Consider the following 23,758-nt stretch of genomic DNA (forward strand, 5'->3'; position numbering starts at 1 on the left):
CCTTCGTTTTCTGCAATAATTACTAGCTCAGCGGCTTGGCCCTGCAGAGCCCATTGGGAAAAGGGGCGGCAATGCGAGGCTGGCTTTGGGCTCTGCGATTTTTGGCTCCACCTTTATTAAAAAAGGTGGAAAAGCTTCAAAAAGGACATGATGGATTTGGGATCAGTTAAGTATTGCTGGAAGAATCTCAATTCCTTTCTTAATTTGTATTAAACAAAAAAGAAACGATGAATACTGCTACTAAACTTGGAATCCTCATAATGCTGCTAAGCTTGGCTTCCTGCAACAATCCCAAAAGTTCCAATCAACAAGAATCAAAATCAGAAGAAATGAATGCTCGTACCACCTGGGCCGAAAAATTGGGCTATCCTTCCGATAAGCTTGTATTGATTTTGCATGCGGATGATATAGGTATGTGCCCGGAGGCAAATATTTCAGCTAAAAACTACCTGGAAAAAGGAGAGATCCAATCTGCGGCTGTTATGATGCCTTGTCCCAATGCAGAGGAATTCATTCTCTGGGCAAAAGATCACCCTGAAATGGACATAGGCCTTCATTTAACCCTAACCAGTGAATGGAAAACCTATCGTTGGCCATCGGTAACAGATCCTGCTGAGGTGCCTGGCTTGATAGATGATGAGGGAAACCTATATCATGAAGTAGTTCAGGTGGTTCAAAACGCAAGTGCGGAGGAAGTAGAAAAAGAGATACGTGCCCAAATCGAGAAATCCATTGCCTTGGGGCATCGCCCGGATCATATCGATACGCATATGGGAACGCTTTACGGTTCACCTGCATATACCGCCGCTTATACAAAGGTGGCGATGGAATACAATATCCCGGCCATGGTGCTAGACGTAGAAAATCCCTTGGTCATTGAGACATTTCGTTCTCAAGGCTATCCTATGGATGAAAATATGATCCAGACGATGAAGGATTACACACTTCCTAAATTGGACTTCTTCAGTTCTGCTCCCAATGGAAATACCTATGAAGAGAAGTGCGAGAACTTCTTTAAGTTGATCGAGTCCATACCTCCCGGTCTTACAGAAATCATTTTTCATCCTTCAGAACATACAGAGAACCTTAAAACGATTACCAATAGTTGGCAGCAGAGAAACTGGGAGGCTGAAATGTTTAAGGATGAAAAGGTGAAAAATTTCCTTTCGGAGAAAGGAGTGGTCTTTACCAATTGGCAGGAAATAATGGAGCGTTTTGAGAAAATGAATAAGTAAGTCTTATAATTTTCTGTCTTTCACAAAGCGAGATTCTTCTGTTTGGATAGTATCTGATTTCAATTCACGCCAAAGGTGGCGTTGAGAGAATCGGTGTATTTTTCCTTCAGCTATATCTGCGGTCATTTCCCCCAAAAGAGGAGCCATTTTCATTGCATGGCCACTTCCTCCAGAACTGACCGAAAAGCCCTTGATCTCAGGATGTCGATCTATCCAGAAATGTCCATCAAGTGTATCTGTATAAAGGCATCGGCGGGTATAGACCAAAGGAGCATCTACAAGCTGAGGGATCGAAGTTCTTAGAAAGTTTCGGCAGGCTTCAACCTCCTGATCAGTAATCCTTCTGTCATCTTTTTCAGGATGAAGATGGAGTCCTTCCTGGTGCCTGCCAATTTTAATGACTCCTTGTTTGGGATGCAAGGGGAATCCATACCAGCCTGTATTTGATATGTCTGCCATGAAAACACCAAGCTTGTCAGCTTGAAAAGGCTCTGGATCAATCGGCTTTAAATGAAAAACGGGATGGCCACTCGCTTTCATATAAGGCTGTAATTCCGGAACTAATAATGGAGTATGGCTACCTGCAGCAACTATGCAATGTCCAGCCGAAAAGTTGTCTCCTTCCCGAGTCTTTAAGGAAATGAATGTGTTTTTCTTGATAGTAAAAGTTTCGGCTGTCTGTCCCAGATGGATGTCTACCCCAAGTTCCTGTGCATATTCAGCAAGTGTTTTTAGAACTTCTGATGCTTCTACATAGCCAGCTGTCGGATTGAAATGAACTTCTTTGTAGCTGTCACGCTTGATTACGGGAAAGCGCTGAGGCATTTCCTCATAGCTGATCTCTTCTACTGGATAATTCTTCTCTAACAGATGATTGTAACTCTTTCTTTCATATTCCTGATTTCCACTTTTGAGTCTATCTCTACAAAGCATCAGCATTCCAACTTCATGGTACAGTTGCTTACCGAAGAAATCATTCCACTCTTTCCACCTTTGCATACAGATTTCAGCCATGTCAAAATACTCCCTGTCCGAACCGTATTCCATGCGAACAATCTTGCTGATATCTGTAGAGGCTGCTAATGGATGAGGAATTACATCTGGATTGAGGATGGCCACTGAATACTGTCTTTTCTTTAACTCAATAGCGCTTGTAAGGCCAAAAATACCTGCTCCGATGATCAAGAAATCGTAATTCTGCATGAAAGTGAAGAGAAAAGCTTATGCTTGATTGAGCAATCTTAGGTCAAATTCAAATTCAGGTAAAACTTCCTCTTCAGAAAGTTTATGGTTAAAACCTGCTAAGGTTTCAACTTCTTTTCCTGAACGATAAATATGAACCATCAATTCTAATGGATCGATCAACCACGCCAACTTAGATCCATTTTGAATCCATGCCTGCATTTTATTTTGTAGAATCGCTAATCTATCGGTCTTAGATCGGACTTCTACAACAAATTCAGGACAAAGAGGAAGAAACTTGGTTTTATCACTGTCCTTAAGGTTTTCCCATTTTTCTTTGCTTAAAAAAGCAACATCAGGGGCTCGCATGCTTCCATCCTCAAGAAGAAAACCGCCAGAAGAATCAAAGAGCTCTCCCAGCTTATTTTTTTTATTCCATATATACAATTCCCCATGAACGATAGAATTGCACTTACTACTAAATCCTCCAGATGGCGACATAAGAATGATATATCCCTTTTCATCCCGCTCTATCTTAAGCCCTTTATTGGCAGCGCAGAATTCAAAGAGCTCATCATTTGACCATGAGCGTGAGGAAGGAATATCGAGGGTGATTATGTCCATAACTCTAATATACGCTAAAATGGATAGATAGGCTAAGGAATCAAGGGGGTAAAAAATTGTGTTTTCAATAGGATTTCTAATTATTTGATCCTTCCTATTTGCTTAGACACGGATTTTATTCTCTATGTCAACATCTGAGTTCTAATTCTCCTGATTTTCTACTTTAATCCATAAATGTCTTCTAATCGGGTGAGTTCTCCTGCTTCATTTTCAATTTCAAGCTGGTATCGGATTTCTATGGGAGTTCCGATACGACTGTAAAAGTAGATGATCCATGCATCTCCTTCGCGGGTGCCAATACATCCATGAGAGTAAGCTTTCCCCAAAGTATTGGGATTGGTGGTAGGATGAATGAGTTGTCCATGGCAAATCCCATTTATCTCCGGTTCGAGAGTGGGGATCAAAGGCATCCTTGTTGTTTTTCCATCATCTCTTCGCGTGAATTCATAAACTTCTCCTGTATTAAAATTGGTGTATTCTGGAGTCAGGATAATATCAGCTATCTCGCCTTTGCCAATTTTAGTACGAAGGTCAAAATCCCTTCCTTCTGATTTGAGGAATTTTGTTCTATTCTGTCCTACTCGGACCAAAAAGTCGAATAACTCTACATTAGCTGATAATATTCGGAGCTTGAATTCTGGTAAGTTTATATCAATTCTGATACTTGCCAGAAAAGCTTCTATTTCTTCCGCTTCTTTTTTAGTTGGAATCCGTAAGCTGCTCCCTTTTTCGATGATTATCTGTTTCCGTTGATCGTATTGAAAATTGCCAGCTTCTTCCTGGAGATAATAATCGGAATTTCTAAATGCATCGATGATCCAGGGATTGTGATGTATCAACACTTTTGGTTTCAATTCATAGCCCAAAGCCTGCGTACTATCTTGGCTATAAAAAGCGCAAAGAGATGTTATCCAGGAGAAGTAAGACTCTATACTTATCTCATTCATCACCTCATGAATCTTTTCTGTGTTTTGCTCTTCTATATGTAGCTCTTCATTAACTTCTTCTTCCAGCATTTGAAGCTCTGGTTTGTGCTGGCAACTTTGAAGTAACAGCAAGCAAAAGAATAAGCTTTGAAGCGGAGGAAATGCTCGTATAGATTTCATACCCTAATTAGAAATCATATGCTGAATGGAAAGATGAGAAATATCATTCTTCCGAAAAGCTTATTTCATAAGAAGTATGAAAATGCCAGTCTTTGCTTCTTTCTCTCCAGAAAAGAAAAAGCTTATATTTGAGTATCCTGAACCTAAGCCTTTAGGGAAATGAAAACTCACTACTTACTACTACAAGGGATTGGTATCCTTTTGGGAGCTTGTAATTCTTCCTATTCGGACTACTCCCAACTCCCAGATAAAATAGATTTCAACTTTCATGTAAAGCCGATACTTTCTGATCGCTGTTATGCCTGTCATGGGCCGGATGCTCAGAAGCGAGAAGCGGATTTACGGCTGGATGAATATGAAAGTGCTTTTGCTTCTTTGAAAAGCGGAGCTGGTTTTGCGATTGTGGCCGGAGATGTGGATGAAAGTCAGCTAAGTCATCGCATCCTTTCTACTGATCCGGAATTTATGATGCCTCCTCCTGAGTCAAATCTGAGCTTGACTGAGAAAGAAAAGGCCATTATTCTGAAATGGATCGATCAGGGGGCGGAGTACAAAGATCACTGGGCATTTGCAAAGCCTGTAAAAACAGAAATTCCCGAAACAGCAAATGGCTGGGCAATCAATGAAATTGACCATTTTGTTGCGAACAAACTTGAGGCCCTGAATATCGAACCAGCCCCAGAAGCTGATAGAGAACAATTGATTCGCCGGGCTTTCTTTGATTTGACAGGTTTGCCTCCTCGTTTGGACGATTTGGATAAATGGATGGGGGATAGTCGTGAGGATTATTATGAACGTATGTTGGATAGTCTTTTGAGTTTGCCTGCTTTCGGGGAAAGGATGACTGCTCATTGGCTGGATGTGTCTCGCTTTGCAGATTCGGAAGGCTATCTGGATGATTTTCATCATACCTTTTGGCCCTATAGAGATTGGGTGATTGAGGCCTATAATAAAAACCTATCCTATGACAAATTTATCCTCTGGCAGGTCGGAGGAGACCAAATTCCGAATGCAAATAAAGAGCAGGTGCTTGCAACCGCTTTCAACCGAAACCACAAACAAAATTCCGAAGGCGGTATCATCCCCGAAGAATTTCGGGTCGATTATGTAGCAGACCGAACCAATACAGTCGGTGCTGCTTTTTTGGGACTTACTTTAGGATGCGCACGTTGCCATGATCATAAATATGATCCAATCAGCCAGAAGAACTATTATGAGTTATTTGGCTTTTTTAACTCAGTCAATGAAAGAGGTGATGGGATTTTTGCTTTAAATGGTCTGGAGTATGGTCAGGAAGTATCGAATTATTACTCGATGAATGCTGGACCTGTTCTTCCTTTAGCAGATGAAAAAGTAGCAGATATCCATAAATATTTGGTCAAGGAGGTGGAGGGGAAAAGAGAAACACTTTTAACAGGATACCTAAATAATCAAGATAGATTTGAAGCATGGCGAAAAAGACAAAAGAATGAGCAAGCCCTTACAAATGCCTTGAGCAAAACAACCTTAAGCTGGTTTGATTTTGATCGGGCGGGAAACGGAAAGGTGCCGGGTAAAACCCCAAGAACAGGAAATGCTACTTACAATGGGGAATTAAAAATAACGGAAGGGAAAAGTGGTAAAGGCCTGATGGCAGGAGCTCAGGGCTTTTTCCTTGCTGAAGGGGAACACATTGCTTTTGAGCGCTCAGACCCTTTTACCATTAGTTTCTGGATCAAAACCCCCAAGGAGTTTGAGGAGGCCCACATTCTCTATAATGGAAATGACAGAATTCAAGGGTATAGAGGTTGGGACATTATGTTGGATAGCACCCGTATTCATTTTCGTTTGAATCATGCACATCCTTATCAGTCGGTTGATATTCGGATTCCCGAAAAACTACCCTTGGACGAATGGGTACATTTCGTATGGAGTCATGATGGCTCGGGAAAAGCAAGAGGGATGAAGGTCTATCGGAACGGTGAACTAAGGGAGTCTGAAGTCATGAGAGACTATCTGTACCGTTCTACCAAACCCTACTTAAAAAGCGAAGCCGAGGCAACTATATATAGACCGTATAGAGGGATGATTGTTGGGAATCGGCATTATGATCAAGACTTTACGGGAGGAGTCCTGGATGATCTGCGGATTCTCAATAAACAATCCGGTGCCTTGATGGCTTTGGCCTTATATGATAAAGAGAAAGCTGGGCAAGTTTTCCGTGAAGGACTTTCTGAGAAAGAAGCTGAGCTTCATGAATTTTATAATCTGCATATAGATGAGGAACTTGAGTTGGAAAGAGAAGATCTTCGTCAGCTAAGAATGAAAGAAATCCAAACCATAGATACCGTACAGGAAATCATGGTGATGGGAGATCGGGAAAATGAAAGAGTAACCTATGTGTTGGATCGAGGGGTTTATGATGCACATGGTGAGGTAGTAGAAAAAAATGTCCCTGAGAGTTTGCTTCCCTGGCCGGAGGATTTACCCAAAAATCGATACGGATTGGGACAATGGTTGGTACATCCAGACCATCCCCTGACGGCCCGCGTCGCAGTAAATCAATTTTGGTACCTGATGTTCGGAAAAGGTATCGTAGAAACGGTTGAAGATTTTGGAAACCAGGGAGCTCTTCCGACGCATCCTGCTTTGCTGGATTATTTGGCCGTAGATTTTATAGAAAATGGCTGGGATGTAAAAGCTCTTTTGAAGAAGATGCTTCTTTCCGCTACTTATCGTCAATCTTCAAAAATTCGACCCGAGCTAATTGACATAGATCCAGAGAATGAGTTGCTGGCAAGAGGGCACAGATACAGAAGGTCAGCAGAAATGGTTCGGGATAATATCCTGGCTGCGAGTAATCTACTAGATCCATCAATCGGAGGCCCCTCGACTTTCCCCTATCAACCGGGAGGACTTTGGAAAGAGGTAATGACCCATCCCTTTTTTCCGGCTTATACAGTGGATTATGAACATGGGATTTATCGCAGAAGCATTTATACTTTCTGGAAACGCCTGATGCCACCCCCGGGCATGCTCATTTTTGATGCTGCCAGCCGCGTGGAATGCCAGGTGAGGCGTCAAAGAAGTAGTACTCCTCTACAGGCATTGATGCTGCTTAATGATGAACAAATGATAGAAGGGTGTCGGGCAATAGCCAGCAATATGTGGAAGGCATACCCATCGGATGTCAAAGCACTTACAAGGCAGACATTCAGGCTGCTTACGAGTCGTGAACCCAATGAAAAAGAACATGCAATCCTTCAGAAACAGTACCAGGAGGAACTGGCATATTTTGCGGATGATGAAAATCGCGCCAATGAATACCTTGAAATAGGTAAAATGAGATTGTCTGAGGAATTGCCAGCGGATGAATTGGCAGCATTGACACGTGTAACCAACACCATATTGAATACAACAGAGGCCTTTTATAAGAATTAATCCCTTTACAAAGATCAGATGTATCATAAAAACGATATAGAAAAAGCTTCTTACCTCAAAACCCGCAGGGAGTTTCTGAGAAAGACCACCAAAGGAATAGGAGCAATGGCCCTTGGATCATTATTGGTTCCAGATAGTCTTTCAGCCCAGTCACAAGGGCCTATGATGACAGACGATCTGATGATCCCCGGGAGTCGAGGAGGCATTCTAAATGCCTTACACCATGCCCCAAAAGCCAAACGAGTAATCTATCTGTTTCAAAGTGGAGGCCCCAGCCAGATTGAACTTTATGATTACAAACCAGAATTGCTCAAGCGTTGGGGGGAAGAGATTCCAGATAGTGTAAGAGGAGAGCAAAGGTTGACTGGAATGCTCGCGGCTCAATCTAGCTTTCCGCTTGTAGGGTCAAAGTTTGAGTTTATCCAGCACCCCAAGACCGGAGGCTATTTTAGTAGCCTTCTCCCTCATATTTCCTCTGTAGCGGAAGACATCTGTGTGATCAATTCTATGCAAACGGACGCTATAAATCATGAACCAGCTGTTGTATTTTTTCAAACCGGTTCACAGCAGGTAGGGCGTCCCAGTATTGGCTCCTGGATGAGTTATGGCCTGGGGAGTACCAACAAAAATATGCCGGCCTTCATCGTATTGTTGTCCAAGGCACTTCCCAATACTCAAAATATCAATCTGCAAGCTTGGGGAAGCGGCTTTTTGCCCTCCCACCATCAAGGAGTACAATTCCGATCAGGCTATGATCCTGTACTCTATCTATCTAACCCAAATGGGATAGACCGAAAGAGTCGGAGGCGAGAACTGGATTATTTGAGTGAGTTGGAGAAAGAACAAAAAGCGGTTTGGGGAGATAGCGAGATTGATTCCAAGATCAGCCAATATGAAATGGCTTTTCGCATGCAAACCAGTGTACCTGAAGTAACGGATCTTTCAGATGAGCCGGATTACATCTTTGATCTCTATGGAGAGGAGGCGCGCAAGCCTGGAACATTTGCCGCCAACTGCTTACTGGCAAGAAGACTGGCTGAAAGAGATGTGCCTTTCATTCAGCTCTACCATATGGGTTGGGATATGCATGGAAACCTTCCGAATGAAATACCCAAACTCACCCGATCTGCAGATCAGGCTTCAGCAGCTTTAGTTAAGGACCTTAAACAAAGAGGACTTCTGGATGATACCCTGGTCATTTGGGGTGGAGAATTTGGAAGGTCGAGTTTCTCACAGGGAATCCTGACGAAGGATAATTATGGACGCGATCACCATCCTCGCTGCTTTAGTATCTGGATGGCAGGTGCAGGCATTAAGCCTGGAACCACCTACGGAAGGACCGATGATTTTAGCTACAACATTGCAGAGAATCCGGTGCATGTTCATGATTTTCAAGCCACCTTGTTACACTTGCTAGGCGTAGATCATGAGCGCCTGACCTTTAAGCATCAGGGACGGAGATATCGCCTTACGGATGTTCATGGGAAAGTGGTTAAGGGCTTGTTAGCTTAAAGAAATATATAGAATATGTCATCCTGGGATCTCTAGCTCTCATTATGTAAGCAAGAGATCCCGGCTCTTGTTTAAGGACGGGATGACAGCATATTTTTGGAGGTCAGCTTCATCTTTAAAATCAATTCTGTGAAAAATTACTACTACTTAATCTTCCTTCTTCTCTCTGGCTGTTTCGCGGCCAATCCCCATCAGGATGATCCTTTGGTACTCGAAAGAAGTGGAGCAAAAGAAAACCCCATGAATGTGATCTTCATTTTGAGTGATGATCATCGATTTGATTTCATGGGCTTTACGGGCAAAGTTCCCTGGCTGGAAACCCCTAATATGGATCGCATGGCTAGGGAGGGAGCTCATGTGAAAAATGCTTTTGTCACTACCTCTCTTTGTTCTCCGAGTCGTGCCTCTATTTTGACGGGCCTTTTTTCCCACACTCATGGTATTATCGATAATCAGGCGCCGGATCCGGGAGATCTTACCTTCTTTCCCCAATACCTACAAAAGGCCGGATATCAAACCGGATTTTTTGGCAAATGGCATATGGGTTCAAATAAAGATGATCCTCGTCCTGGCTTTGATCATTGGGTAAGCTTCAAAGGGCAGGGAGTATACTATAATCCGACGTTGAATATCAATGGAGAAAAAGTCATCTATAAGGATTCTACCTATATCAGCGAACTCCTGACAGATCTGAATTTGGATTGGCTGGAAAAAAGGGACAAGGATAAACCTTTTTTCGCCTACCTCTCCCATAAAGCGGTACATGCCGGATTTAAACCTGCCAGAAAAGACCTCAGTGACTACGAGGAAGAGGAACTGATTTTTCCTCCCTCTTATAATATGACTAAGGATGATACCTATAAGAAACATGGGCTTCCAGAATGGGTAAAGCAGCAACGGTATAGTTGGCATGGTGTGGACTATATGTATCACGGAGGGCATAATTTTGAAACATTTTTTAAAGCCTATTGTGAAACCCTAAAGGGAATCGATGAAAGTATCGGTCGGGTGCTGGAGTATCTGGAGAATGAAGGACTCGCCGACAATACCATGGTCATTTACATGGGAGATAATGGTTTCTCATTTGGGGAACATGGATTGATAGATAAGCGACATGCCTATGAGGAATCGATGAAAGTACCTTTCCTCGTTTGGGCTCCGGGTATAATGAAGGAGAAAAGGGTAGTGGAGGCTATGGTGCAGAATATTGACGTAGCTCCTACAGTGCTAGAGATGGCGGGTTTAAAAGCTCCAGAGCATTTTCAGGGGAAATCATTTCTTCCTTTGTTGAAAGGGGAAGTTCCGGATGACTGGCGAAAGCGCATTTACTATGAGTACTATTGGGAATATACCTATCCGCAGACGCCTACTGTGCATGCAGTAAGAACTGATAAATATAAATACATCCGATATCATGGAGTTTGGGATAGCAATGAACTTTATGATATGATAAATGATCCCTACGAAATGAATAACCTGATTCGTGAGCCTGAACATCAGAATATGATCAAAGAATTACGTTCGGATATTGATAGCTGGCTGGAGGAAAGCGAAGGGATGTCAATTCCTTTAAAGCGCATGTACTATCCGAGAAGAGATCATAAGAACAAAGGATTATTTTAATCAGAAAAGCTCGCTATCCATCGATAGCGAGCTTATTCCAATAGGCTTCCAAATGATCATTTAGCTGCTTCTTTTAAGCGGGCTTAATTATCCCATTCCCATTCGATGCCCTCATCCAAATTATCTATAATCCGGTTGTATATAGCAGTATTATTATTGGGATCAATGAGGATGAGTCCATTCGCATCAACCGTAGCAGTTGCCAATTCCTGAATAGTCAGGCTTAGAAACCAGGCTGCGGGATTGATGGTGAAAGTAGCGCCAAAACTCATGGTGCTATCTACCTGGAAGTTTTCAAATTCCAGTTCGAGGTTGAATTGTTCCTGCACATCCAATTCTACATTGAAGGTGTTTTGAGCCGAATCACTAAGACTTCCTTTTAGAAAAAATACGGTTCCTCCGTCATCTGCTCCTTCAACATCAATCTCAAATTCTTCATAGAGACCTGCAGGAATCTGGACATTGGGAAGGGCTGGATTGGCTGTACCTGTCAAAAGATCCAAAACTGTTTCAATGGACGATTCGACTTCTATTTCCTGATCATTGGCCAATTCGCCTTCAAATTCGATCTCACTGATACGCATATACGCTTCATCGATCTGGATGTTTAAGGCGGAGTTGCTTGTAGAGTCGAGACGAACAGAAATACCCATACCATTGGGATCGATCTGTACATCCTCGCAGGACATAAAAAACAGGAGGGGAATACTTATCGCAATTAGAATTTTTTGGAACATAATATTGGTTTTTGTGGGTTTTTCCACAAAGATCATTCCCTGCCTGAAATCTTTCTTTTAGCTTATTATTCGCATGCTTTTCGTAAAAAATCATCCCAAATCAAGAAGACAATTCTCAATTTGGGATGGATTTTCGTCAATGGTATGTACTTAATCCAGAATTTTCAATCTGATATCTTTGTAGTGGGTCTCACTCTTGGGATCATGAGCTTGTAAACCAACCGTCCCTTCACCTATTCTTCGTTTCTTGCTCCAGTCCTCAGGCTGAGTCCAGTCAACGGTCGTCTCACCATTAACCTTGATTATGATGCGGTTATCCTTAACAAGGATGTGGTAATCAAACCATTCTTTATCAGTAGAAGGGGCCGCATCCTGGTAGACAAACACTTCCCGGTTTTTTCCCACTTTCACTACATAAGGCTCAACGTCTTTGGGTGCAAACATATTTACAACTCCATACAAGCTTCCGGTTTTGCGAGGATCAGAATGGGTAGAATTTACCTGTGCTTCAAAGCCCAGATCCGGCCATCCTTTTTTCTGGTATTTGGTATGGAAATATACCCCTGAATTTGAATTGGCAGTTGTCATGACTTTGAGCTTGAGTTCAAAGTTTTTGAAAGAGGTTTCTTCTCCATCGGGAGTATAGAAAATATGGGCACGGCCTCCTTTGCATATAAGGCTTCCGTCCTTTACCATAAATGAGCCATTGTTCTCTGTACTCGCGGTCCAGTTGTGAGTGGATTCTCCATTAAAGATAGAGATAAAGCCATCCTCCTCCTGTGCAGAGAGAAATAGTAGAGGGAATAGCAGAAATGAAAAAATTAGTAGTCGTTTCATATAGATCAATTTTTGAGTGTAAATAGACCGATTCAAGCCCAGGGCTTATTTCGGCTAATCATCTACAAATAAGAGAAAAATATTTCTACATGACGGGTTGACGGTCAAATTCTTCCATAAATTTCTCCACCTTAAATTCTTCTGATGCAATTGACTTGATTTTATCTTCCAATTGGCTAATCCGACTTTTCATTTCTCCTTTTTGGAACTCCCGGATCTGACTTTGGTCTTCAATCTCTTGTAGAGTCTCCGAATAGCGAGCCATGACTCTTTGCTCATATTCTCCACTGGAAGAAAGCATCTTCGAAACGATAGGCAAGGATTCTATACTGAGGAAAATGAATAGGATAAACCAGGAGGTATATTTTCTTTGGGGGTGTTCTTCATTATAGATATAGTCATCCAGACTATCAAGCTTACCGAAAAGATCATTGATAGATCGTTCGATAGTGGCTTTATTTTCCTGAGATTGTCGATTGATTTGCTGGATTTCCCGATCCTTTTTCCTCTCGCTTCGCTCTATGTTGTTTTCAACTTTATCCAGTTCATCATGCATCTCATCCAGAGAAAGGAAGATCAGTTCCTCTTCTGTAATTCCTTCGGCCAACAATTCTCTACGCATACGGGTCGTATCATTGCGGGCTTCTCGATTTCCATTTTCATAGGCCTGAATTCTGGATCGTCCTTGTTTGTTGAGCGATTTTCTAGGAGGGGAATAAGAAGAATCTACGCGGATGTAGCGTGTGTCAGAAAGGCTTTTGATTCGTGAGATCGCCTTATTATTAGCAGAAATCCGCCAAAGCTGCTTTTTCCTGGCTTGTTTGTATCGATCTATTTTTGCTGCCTTATCCAGTTCCAGTAATACTGCTTCTTTTTTTACCGAGTCTTTTCCCAATTGTTCATCCAGATAAGAAAGCTGTGAGGTTTCAATCAAACCTTCCTGAGATTTTTTCAATTCTTCTACGGCTGTGGTCATTCCTTCTTTAGCTATCTGGTCCTGAAAGAGCCAAAGCTCGAAAGGTTTGGTGATGATAAGCGAAATGAGGAGCGCTATTCCCAGCCTGAGGAGGATAAAAGAAAAGGACTTCATCTTTCGACTCAGAAATCCTGTTTTAGCGGCCGTTGCTGAACGATCTTCCTGCTGTTTTTTGATCCTGTTTTTTCGCTCGCTGGCAATAGAGGCAATCAAGAGCCGATCTATCGTAATGATAAGAAAGGCCCACACAATGCCTGCACCCAGGGGAAGCATCCAGCTATTCGGTCCTGCTTCAGGGCCGTTCATGATCAGCTTGGCAGTGAAGCTCCCCGTGATGAAAGCAAAAATTCCCGTAATCAAAACGAAAGTTCCGATGATGGAGTGCCAGATTCTTTCTGTTTTATCCTCAACTTCCTGGAGGACTTTTGAATCTGAGGTGGCTAAAAACCAAAGAAATTTCATGGGGCTATAGGTTAAGCAGTTTTACCGTAACATTTATCCAATTCTTCTATCAGACTCAATCCCAATTTGCATTTGGCGATAATGGATACTACCTGATCTGTTTCTCGAATTTTGAGGGCTTTGTTAAACTCTTGTAAGGCCAGGTCAAATCGATTTTCCCGGTATAGTTCCAGGCCCGTAGATACAGCGAGTTTAAATGCGACCCTTTCCTCTATTTCGCCTTCATAAGCATAGGTTTCCGGTGCATGTGTATGTGCAGGAGCTGGATTGGGAACTCTATGCGATGACTCAGTTGTTTCTTGCGAAAAATCTGGATAGGAGATCTCTCCTTCTTCAGCAAGGATTTTTCTGATCTGTAGCATTTGTGCCTGCATAAAGGCTCTCGCCTTATCCTTTATTTTGGGATTTTTGGGATAACGTTCGTAGGCACTACTTGCATTTTTGAGAAACTTCAGGCCCATTTCTTTATTCCCTTTGCCCAGCAGTTTCTTCCCTTCCAGTTGAAAATGAAGGAAAAGACTAAAATAAATTCGCTTGTCGGCTTCCATGATTTCTTCCGGCGTATGGCTGAGATCTTTGGCCGCCTCAAAAAAGGAAATAGCATGTGCAAGCTCTTTACTCGCATAAGCCAATTCTCCTCCTTTGAAATAGCTTGCTCTCAGCTTATTCCGTTCCCATAAACTATTGGGAATACTTCCCTTTAATTGACTAAGGGCTCGATCAAATGATTTGATCTGTAGGAAGTGTTCCGCTTTGTCTAGTGCCTGTTGAAAATTCATAAGCTTTTCTTCTATTTGAGATCTTTATCCTGATTGACCAATCCTACCAACATCTGGTAGGGAATACTGATACTTCTACTATTTCCTTTTCTCCGAATCTTGAGTTCGAATCCATAAACATCATCATCATAGGCAAGTTGCATATCCAGGTTTTCGCTCAGGAAGTCCTTGAATTTTCCTAAGTCCGGATAGGGATCTGCTGTCATCTTATTGAAGCAAGGGAGGTTGAAAGCAGATCTGGAGCTGTTTTCGTCCTCATCCAGATACACCCGCAAATAGCCCCAATGTGAACTCGTATCAATTTTGATAGAAGGATTCTTTATCTGACTTTTTTGAAGAAGTCTGAGATAGTAATCATACTTGATCTCACCATATTGCCGCTCATTCAGGACAGAGTCCTTTTTAATAGCTTGTTGGCTGAAACTATGATTGGAATTATGAGTTGGAACTGGATTTAACATAAAACCAAAGAGAGCTAGAGCAATAAGGATCAGAATGAAAAAAATGAGATCCTTTTTGAGTTCCTTGTGTATTTTTAGTCTTTGCTGCATGTTTTCTATTTAATGTGTTGCATTTGGTACCTGAATACCCCTGATTTTTCTACTGCACGAATCAGCTTTTGATTCAGGGCCGCATTATTTCCCCGACTATTGAAATAGGAAATATAGATCACAAAGAGAGGCTGGCTATCAGCATCTTCTATCTCGCGATAGGGATCATTGAGGTCTTCTTTGCTAATGATGAGCATGAGATGTCGATCATCAAATTTTGTTTTTTCTCCTTTGATAGTTCCCGTTTTTGCATAATAGTATAAGCGTTCCTGGCCTTTCTTCCTTTTGGTCAGCTGCTTGTAAGCCCGTGCCGTACCAGAGAGTAATACTTCCTCCAGACCCTGCATGGTATTGTCAGCATGGAAGCGGAGGTATTTGTCAAAATTCTCCCAGCTTTCCTGATCGTAATTGATTGCCTGGAAACTAAGGGTACCTGCAGTATCAAGCGTTGCGTTTATATTTCGGTTTAAACTGGCCATACGTGCGCCCATTTCTGCCATCTTCAAAGGCGTAACTTCTATCGGGAAGCCTCCTACCGTACTTTGCCTGATTCCATTGATGTCAAAGAGGTCTCCGCTTCTGTCAATCTGGTAAAAGTGAGACATCTCGGGATAGGACCAGATTTGATAGGAGGAACGGGAGTTTAATAGCTCTTCCTGTTGGATCATTTGAGGAGAAAAATTTGCATCCTTCATCCTCGACTGATCTATAGGCTTCTGGACCTGAAAATCGAAATTCTCGGAAAGGCCATTAGAAAGGACAGAATTCAAATCACTCATTATGCCACCGGAAGATGCTTGTGGCCAGTATTGTTTGTCTGGATTGAAAACATATTCGCGGCCATTTTTCCCAAATTTTATGCGGGGGAAATTATGCTCCAATTCGGGACTGATTGGTAAAAGGATATGGCCCAGTTTGCCAGGCTTGATTTGGGATTTGCCCCTTAATGCCATGAGATCATCCTTGCGATAAGATCCCAGGAACATAATGAGCGAATGATAAAGATTGCTGGACTTGCTTAGGTAACTGATGTTGTTATAGCTTTTATCCAAATCCTGAGGCCCCAGTCTCCATCGGCCTTGCATGCGATGGCCAGCATAGCGCTTGACATAAGGGGATTTTAGGTTCGCTTCTAACTCGTCTTTGCGATTGGGCCAGACAAATTCCATGGATTCCCAGGGATTGATATTTACCCCCGAAGTAACGGCCGTATACATGATGGGCTTGATGCTGGATCCAGGACCATTGTCCAGTCTCTGCAGGCATCGGTTTCCAAATATGGTTCGCTCACTTCCTCTATCACTTTCCAGATAAAACTTCTGAAAGAGTTCAGAGTATTCACGTGTATTATTTGGATTAAAGCGACTATCAGGATCTTTTTTGTAGTCTATCATAGAGCGAATCCTGCCCCGATGATCCATGGTAACCATACTCATATCCGTGTCTCCATGTTTCTGCATATAAGCTTCAACGATTTCATAAAGCTCTTCACTAAGAGAATAGTCAATGGAAACGTGGACGCTACTATCTCTGAGCTTTTCATCCCGGGATAAAGTCTGGGATAAAAGATTCGCATAATTGTACGACCATATTGATTTACTACCCAAGGGAAAGAGAAGCTCCTGTTTCCCATTTAACCAAAGGTTTTTTGCCAGATATCTGTTCTCCGAACTCACCATTTTGAGCTGAACAGGATTTTCCTGATGATCATATAGATTGATATAATCCTTTGATTCCAATCTATAAGCAAAGGAACGAGAAGGGTTATTTTTGCTGCTGATCCGGAACTGATCGTTGACAATAGAAAAGTTTCCTTTGTTCGAATTGAGGTCTCCCGATTCGATGCTAATGAGAACCAAAGGTTTGCCATCAAAGGTCCAGCTAGCCGGAAAAGAGGCAATGCTGATATTGTTGATGTCTTCATTAAGATAAGAAAGGTCGCTATCAGAATCTCTCAGGCCAGCTTTTTGGAATATGTTGTTCCTCAAGTTTCGGTTATCGACCTGAACAGAAGGCCTATCTGTTTGATTTCTGTAGATGATCTCATGCGTGTTACCGGTATTTCCAGAGAGCAATGATCCCTTCCATCTTTTTTCCAATTCTTCCGGAGCCCTTAGGAGGTAATAGTTATTGTTGACGGCGAACTCATAGTATTGAGATTCCGGTCTGCGCAAATGAAGGATTTGCTGAGGATCGTCCAGTTTGTCTTTGGCGGATTGCTGCACAAAATGATCCCAGACAGAGAGGGTAAATTCATCATCTCCTTGTCTGTTCTTTACTTCTGCATAAGAAGGAATTCCCTTTTCACTGGCCCATATTTCAAATGCCTTTATCAGAGAATCAGGTGCTTGAATATTGGCTCTTCTTTGGAATGTCTGGAAATCTACATTGAGCTTATTCATTTTCGACTGGGTATTCTCAAGGGTTTTCCCCAGCGTAAAACGATGTATATTTTCATCTCCTTTATTGCGCTTTCCTCCCTTGGCCAAAACAGGGGCGATGCAAATAAATATTAGAAGCAGCAGCCAGTTTTTAACCCGTAAGAAATTCTCATTCGGTCTTTTGGAGGCAAATCTTCCTGCACTTTCCTCTTTCAAAAAGAAAATAAGGGTAAGCAAGAGACTGAGGGTGAAAAACAGGGTCATCCGACTTTGCATACTGATGAGGGGAAAATCCTGCCCGAAGAAAGCAAAGCGATTACTTACGGTCATCCAGATAAAGAAACCTTGAATGCCCAATAGTAAAGGGATACCTGCCAGAGCGAGATTACTACCTGAGAAGATATTGTATCGGTAAATGATTCCGGCAAAAAGAAACCCAAATAAGAGCACCAATCCCAAAACAGTCAATTGGGAATGCTCAGCAATGATATAGCGGAGGATCACCAGATCCGTTGTTTGCGAGATATAAGAGGCACCTTTATTGAAGTGAGGTCGGAGGGTGAAGTATTTATCTGAATCCTTTTGAAGGAGTTGATCGATAAACCACTGGTTTTGTGAGGCTTCCAGCAATTTTCGACTTTGATAACTCTCGAAAGAAATCTCACTGGATATTTCCTCCAGACTCTTGTTGTGAATAGATGCCCGGTATTTGATATAGGTATATTCCTCAGAAACCTTTTTTCCCGGATTCTCCATAATCCCACTAGCTACCAGGCTTCCCAAGGCAAGTAAGCAAGTGCTTAGGGCTATCAGGCTGATTCCAGCGATTTTACTGCTTTGTGGATACTTTACCCTAAATCCATAGGCTTTATATCCCAGATAAGAGAGAAAAAGTAAAGCCGTGAAGATACCTATCCAAAAACTGATGGCCGCCTTGTCGATCAGGATGTCTATGAGATAAGTTGAGTAAAATATGGACAGCCCAATGCTAAAAAATACCAGGAGGGTAGCTATTCCCCTTTTCCAGGAAACTCGATTTCCTTTTACCGCACTTATCCCTAAACCAAATCCCAGACTTAAGGCTCCAAATAAAAGGAATACGATGGAAAAGCCTGCATCTTTCATGAGCAGCCAAATCCAGGTGCTACTTCCATTGAGGAGGCCTAACCAGAAAAGATTGTTCTCTAGCAGAGATGCCTGGTTTTGTCCTTTATTTTCTGTCCAGTATTTGAACAAAGGAATGCTCAATAGGAAGAATCCCAAAACCGGAAAAGCAATATTGGTAAATCGTTCCAATCTTTCCGGGAAAAAAAGCTCCGTACAAAAAATGAAGGTCCAGTTTGCTGCAAAAGCAATTAGCCAGACTTTATATTTTTCCCACCAAATTCGCAGCGGTGCTTCTTCTTCTAAGGGAGCATGCTGAAAGAAAGAGAAATTTTTTATTTTCTGTGCCAGGGGAATCCTTTCTACCCAGGTCTGAAAAATGAGGTATTGAGTGATAATGGCTACAAAGAAAAATCCTATGGCCATATAGGTATCTCGAAAATATACGGGTGAACGGAGCTTGCTAAATATTTTCAGGTCTATGTCTTCCAAGGGAAGAAAAGTGGCACTTCGCCAGAGCAAAAGCATGCGAACGGTCATGAAGCCCATAAGGAGTCCGTAGATGAGAATTTCCGCCTTACTAATCTCCTGTTCTTTTTTGATCAGGATGAGGATAAAGCTGAGCAAGGCGATCCAAAAGACCATGCCGAAGATGTGCGAAGTTTGAATGGGATTGCTGGCCCTCAGATCATTGAATCTGAACATCCATTGTGGAGTTTTTACGCTAATCTCCGGACTTAGCGAAGAAGAGGTACGCAAAACTTTGAGGGCAATGGAATCGGTTTCTCCCATAGAAGTCCGGAGATAGCGATATCCTTTTTCCTCTTTCAAATCAATGGCAGTTCTTTTTTCGCCAGCTTTGTTATAAGAAAACTCCCGAAAGCCTGTTGTGCTAAGGTATATGGTGTCTCCTGCCAAATAAGTATCCGGCAGAGGTTCGATGGTGTTTCTGAATTGATCAAGCACTGAAAAGGACAGGGAGTCATCCGCTTCCCCCAGAAAATACTTGAATACTCCATTGAAGTGGAGGAAATGCTCATCAGCTTCGAACTTTGGAAAATGATAGCCCGCATCATAATCGTTCTGCAGGATTTCCAGGGTTGAGGAAGAAATGAATAGGTGCTGCTCACTATCCCGAGGGCCATCCGATCTCAATTTTCGTCTTAGAGGAAATTCATGAAAAAGACTGATGCGAGCCCCTTCACGCGAAACTTTATAGGCATCTGTAGCTCTTGTACCACCTAGCCCCAGGAAAAAATGTTGGCTTTCTCCTAAGCGTATGAAATGACTTTGCTGAAAATCTTCACTCAGTAATTTGTTCCCTTCGAAGTCTTTGAAATAAAGACCGGGAGTTTGGCTCATATTCTCTCCAGGGAAGAGTCTTAAGGGAGAAAGATTGACCTCTTTGCGGTCGCGATAAAAACTGTTTCTCAGCAAATAGCTATCCTCTATGAGGCTAAGCAAAGTATCAGATAGATCGACCCGATAGGTGTTTCTGAGAATGCTTCGAAGCTCAAGTCCTATATTGAGTCTACGAGAGAAACGACTGTTATAAACCAGGCTATCAGATTCCCTGAAATAGGTGATCCTGTACGTACAACTATCCCGCAGACCTGGCTTGCTTTTCCCCAGGAGGCCCTTCATTTTATTTCCCCATTCAGCCTGAGAGCTTTGCTTTTCTTTGATTTCCAGTTTGAGCCAGGGTACTTCGATATTCAGAGAATCATTCCAAATTCCTAATTCAAATCCTTTGGAAATATCCAATCCAATTCCCGTATTGCCTAAATCAAAGGCCCCTGCCTGATGGCTACTTTCTGTGAAAATGGGCTCATGGAAATTGTAGGTTCTTAGCTCAAGCTTCTTTGCACTATCAGGATGTCTCCTTAGGATAAGTTGGCCTTTTTTACTATTGAGCATGGCCATTTCGGGGAAATACTCATTGGCCAGATAGAGAGAATCTTCAAACTGTATTCCCAATGCTTGCAAATTGTGGTAATCTGCATTGCTATAGATTTCAAAGTCAGGATTAACATAACGGCTGATGGTCCAGCAAGAAAGAATTCCTATGAGGCCAAGGGCGCACATATAGATTCGTTTCGATTTTTCTGCTTTGAGGAGAAAAGCCGATATGATAAGTATGGCAAATAATAGTGTGCTAAGGGTCATGAGGGGTTTTTTAGTTCAAATTCAAGTGCCAAGTGTAAATTCCTTTTGATTGAAAATTGATCTTTGACTCTATGATTGGGTTTTGTTGCAATTTTTTAGAAAAGTTGCAGATCCTTCGCTTCGCTCTGGATTGAAGAGTCGGAACGGACAAACCAAGGCCAACTCCTCCATCCATTTGCCCAGGTGCGTTCCATCTCCAACGCGCCTTTTTTGAGTCCATAAGGCTATTATTTAAGTACATCGGGACTGAGGTAAACGCCGTTTACGAGTACGCCATCCAACTCTTTAATGCCCAATTCTGTTGCGAGCTTGCGAATCACTTTGCTTGCCTGGGAAATATCAGGGGCAAAAGAAAATGCTTTATAAGATTTGGGATCAAGGTCTTTGACCGTCTGAGTTTTGCGAATGAGATGTACATTGAGCCTTTCTTCATGTATTTCAATAGAAGGCAAGGAACGATATCTCAAGTAATCGCAGCTGTGAAGGCCCAGATGAAAGAGCTCTGTATAAAAATCCACCTTTTCTTCTTCGCTGAGATGTAAGGGGTCCAGACGATCCAGTTTTTTGAGCATTTGCCCATAGCCTTTGTAGAGATTTTTGATATAATCTGCATCCAGATCGTTCTGCCCCTTGGACTGAATCACCTGTTTGTAGATGTCTATCATGGTCCCGAATTTTGCGACCCTTTCTGGTCCAATCCGATACTCAGACAAAGCCTTTTCTGTATTCAAACCCGGGATCAATTCGGTCAATACTTTATCCAGTTCTTCCAAACTGTTTTGGCTCTCTTCGCTGATGGCCAGGCGTATTTGTTGGTAGATCAGGCCATTGATGAGAGGTTTGACTACTTCTGGTCTGAAATTGAGCTTGTGAAGCCCGGATTCCTGATAAATACTTAGGTCTGTCAACAAAGCCAGCACCTGATCAACCAGAGAAATGAAGGCTAGTTTGACATCTTTGTCTTGCTTAAGGGATGTGCTGATTTTGTCAATTGTAATTTTCGTTGGCTGCGTCGCCTGCTCTATCAGCTGCGCATTTTTGAGATGCTTCTGAATTTCTCCTTTGCTATTCTTATCCAGCACCAGGATATGGATCAGTTTTTCCAGCTCTTGTATTTTATCCGAACCCTTATTCAGGTGTTTGCAGATATCTATCAGTTTTCCCAATGCTAGCTTGCTTTCCCCCTTGAGCTGAAGTTCGAAAGATTCATGGAGGCTCAGCTTATCTGATAATTTCGCCCAGGATTTTTGAAGCTCTGTTTTATGGTGGCTGTCCATATAGGAGACGAAACTCCCAATCACCTTACGGATATCAGCTCGAATATCGACTATGTCGAGTATACTTTGATCTACTCCATTTACCTGATCCAGCTTTTCTCCCAAAGGCTTTAATTCTTTTTCCGGGAGATTTAGGATTTCTCCTGAGTTCAGAAGGAAGCTCTTTAAATCATCTAATAGATTATCTATTTCGCTTCGGCTTATGATCAGGCATAGTTGACTAATAAAATTCTCATAACTAGTGAGTCTTTCTCCTCTAAGTTTCGATTCCTGATCCAAACCCAATTTTTCACCGAGTAAAGCCGAATACTTTTGATTAAGTAATTGGTAGGTCTTTTCCAATTCAAAACTTTTCTCCCGTTCGGTTTCCAATTGCTTATAGAGGAATTCTTCCTGTTTGTTGAATTGGGTTTGGAGAAAGTTTTTATAATCAGAACCCTGTCGTTCCAGTTCATGGCTCAATTTGCTTATCTCAGTATAGAGGCCGTTTTGGCCTTCTTTCTGTTGGAGCTTATCGAGAATTTCGTTGAGAATGCCCAACTGCTCTCCATTCGTTTCAGAAGAAGCTATTTGTGGAATTTGAACTTCTATTTTCTCTACCTGTCCATGGGTATGACTACTTCCATTGGGAAGCGCTAATTGAAATTTTTCAATCTTCTGTTGGAGAATTTGGCTTACTTCTTTGATCTCATGGGCGGCGACACGGCTATTTTCAGTAAGGATGAAACTTAGCTCTTTGCTATCTTTTGCACTCTCGATTTCGTGGACAAAAATTCGGGTGCGGTCGCCCAGTTTTCTGCTTCCGTTTGTTGAAGAGATTTGTACTTTCTCTATAGGTTTGGCTGTATCACCAATGGGGGTATTGGCTTTTTCCTTTGGTTCTTTTTTCTTTCTCAGTCTAAAAAAACTCAGACCAAGTGGAACGAACATCAAAGCTGAAAATAGGGGAAAGAACCAGGCTTGCCAGGGATTGCTTTGGCTTGGTACGTAGGTAGATGGAGTTTGAATTTCTGCCCGAAGGTTCTTATTCATATGGGCAAGCAATAAATCATTCGGGTTTTCCAGAGATTTTGTCTCCGCTACATCCTGAAATTCCCCTCCTTCCAGGTAAATTTCTTCTTTTTCTTTCAATAGAAAGGCAAGGGAGTTGATGATTACCTCCTGATAACTTGGCTTTTGTCTGGCATTGAGGAGGTTTTCCAATTCCGCTTCATCCGAAATTCCTAACTGATTCAAGATGAGGGCTATTTTTTGTTCCTTGCTGTTCCCGATTATGAAATCCGGTTTTGCTTCTGCAAGCATATCCTCATAATTCCTGAAAGAAGGAAAGATTACTTCATTGAAACTCCTTAAAAAAACTTTGTCCAGTTTGTCTTTGTTTTCCTGGGAAAAGCGATAATAGTCCAGATTAGAGGTCGCGGAAATCGGCCCTTTCTGAAGCGGAATATAGAGGCTCCCACTAGGGTAAGCGAAATAGAGGCTGTCCTTGCCTGGAGACATGTAAATCCGAACTACCCGACTTTGTTTAATCTGTATGAGTTTATTCCCCTGAATAAATCCATGTTTTTCTCCTGCTGGATTCTTTAATTGAAGGGCCTTCGCTCGCAGCTTTTCCAGGGTTTGGGCGGCTGGATCTTTTTGTGGATTTTCTCTGAATTCCAGTGAGGGAAAGAGAAAAATAAGCGAAAAGAATAAACCCAAGCCCAATAACAAAGCCATGATGCTATAGGAATAGAGGGGATCTCTCTTGATATGTTGATTCATTTTTTCCATTGTGTGGGTAGCT

At 42.1% G+C, this 23,758-nt stretch carries 14 protein-coding genes; 4 read left to right on the forward strand and 10 right to left on the reverse strand.

Going from position 1 to position 23,758, the window contains the following annotated elements:
- Positions 1-227 precede the first annotated feature (227 nt).
- A complete protein-coding gene (locus R8P61_06650) occupies positions 228-1,235 on the forward strand; it encodes a polysaccharide deacetylase family protein (GenBank protein MDW3646720.1) in 1,008 nt (335 codons plus the stop codon).
- 3 nt (positions 1,236-1,238) lie between these two features.
- Here R8P61_06650 and R8P61_06655 read toward each other — a convergent pair whose 3' ends face one another.
- The 3 genes from R8P61_06655 to R8P61_06665 form a co-directional block, all read right to left on the reverse strand.
- Positions 1,239-2,438 carry an FAD-dependent oxidoreductase gene (locus tag R8P61_06655; GenBank protein ID MDW3646721.1) on the reverse strand — a complete coding sequence of 400 codons (1,200 nt, stop codon included), beginning with the start codon at positions 2,436-2,438 and terminating at the stop codon, positions 1,239-1,241.
- 18 nt (positions 2,439-2,456) lie between these two features.
- On the reverse strand, positions 2,457-3,041 hold the full coding sequence (locus tag R8P61_06660) for a Uma2 family endonuclease (protein ID MDW3646722.1): 585 nt from the start codon (positions 3,039-3,041) through the stop codon (positions 2,457-2,459).
- 158 nt (positions 3,042-3,199) lie between these two features.
- A complete protein-coding gene (locus R8P61_06665) occupies positions 3,200-4,147 on the reverse strand; it encodes a L,D-transpeptidase (protein MDW3646723.1) in 948 nt (315 codons plus the stop codon).
- 159 nt (positions 4,148-4,306) lie between these two features.
- Between R8P61_06665 and R8P61_06670 the strand changes: the two genes are divergently transcribed.
- The 3 genes from R8P61_06670 to R8P61_06680 all read left to right on the forward strand — a co-directional run bounded on the left by R8P61_06670 (position 4,307) and on the right by R8P61_06680 (position 10,702).
- Entirely contained in the window at positions 4,307-7,567 is a 3,261-nt protein-coding gene (locus tag R8P61_06670) for a DUF1553 domain-containing protein (GenBank protein MDW3646724.1), read from the forward strand.
- Positions 7,568-7,585: 18 nt separating this feature from the next.
- Positions 7,586-9,079, forward strand: a complete 1,494-nt coding sequence (locus R8P61_06675) for a DUF1501 domain-containing protein (GenBank protein ID MDW3646725.1) — start codon at positions 7,586-7,588, stop codon at positions 9,077-9,079.
- 240 nt (positions 9,080-9,319) lie between these two features.
- A complete protein-coding gene (locus R8P61_06680) occupies positions 9,320-10,702 on the forward strand; it encodes a sulfatase (protein ID MDW3646726.1) in 1,383 nt (460 codons plus the stop codon).
- Positions 10,703-10,785: 83 nt separating this feature from the next.
- On the opposite strand, the gene R8P61_06685 is transcribed toward R8P61_06680, so the two are convergent.
- From R8P61_06685 to R8P61_06715, 7 genes are all read right to left on the reverse strand, one after another.
- Positions 10,786-11,439 (reverse strand): hypothetical protein, encoded by a 654-nt coding sequence (locus tag R8P61_06685; protein ID MDW3646727.1) that lies wholly within the window; start codon positions 11,437-11,439, stop codon positions 10,786-10,788.
- A gap of 150 nt (positions 11,440-11,589) precedes the next feature.
- Complete coding sequence (locus R8P61_06690; protein ID MDW3646728.1) at positions 11,590-12,276, reverse strand: DUF1080 domain-containing protein; 687 nt, start codon at positions 12,274-12,276, stop codon at positions 11,590-11,592.
- 85 nt (positions 12,277-12,361) lie between these two features.
- A complete protein-coding gene (locus tag R8P61_06695) occupies positions 12,362-13,714 on the reverse strand; it encodes a DUF4407 domain-containing protein (GenBank protein MDW3646729.1) in 1,353 nt (450 codons plus the stop codon).
- Positions 13,715-13,725: 11 nt separating this feature from the next.
- Entirely contained in the window at positions 13,726-14,493 is a 768-nt protein-coding gene (locus R8P61_06700) for a hypothetical protein (protein ID MDW3646730.1), read from the reverse strand.
- Positions 14,494-14,504: 11 nt separating this feature from the next.
- Positions 14,505-15,044 (reverse strand): hypothetical protein, encoded by a 540-nt coding sequence (locus tag R8P61_06705; GenBank protein MDW3646731.1) that lies wholly within the window; start codon positions 15,042-15,044, stop codon positions 14,505-14,507.
- A 5-nt stretch (positions 15,045-15,049) separates the two neighbouring features.
- The gene (locus R8P61_06710) at positions 15,050-20,695 is read right to left on the reverse strand and encodes a hypothetical protein (protein ID MDW3646732.1); all 5,646 of its coding nucleotides are present in this window, start codon (positions 20,693-20,695) and stop codon (positions 15,050-15,052) included.
- 227 nt (positions 20,696-20,922) lie between these two features.
- Positions 20,923-23,736: a hypothetical protein gene (locus tag R8P61_06715; GenBank protein ID MDW3646733.1), complete on the reverse strand. Its 2,814-nt coding sequence runs from the start codon at positions 23,734-23,736 to the stop codon at positions 20,923-20,925.
- Positions 23,737-23,758: the final 22 nt, after the last annotated feature.

This window comes from Bacteroidia bacterium, assembly GCA_033391075.1.
Taxonomy (GTDB): domain Bacteria; phylum Bacteroidota; class Bacteroidia; order J057; family J057; genus JAWPMV01.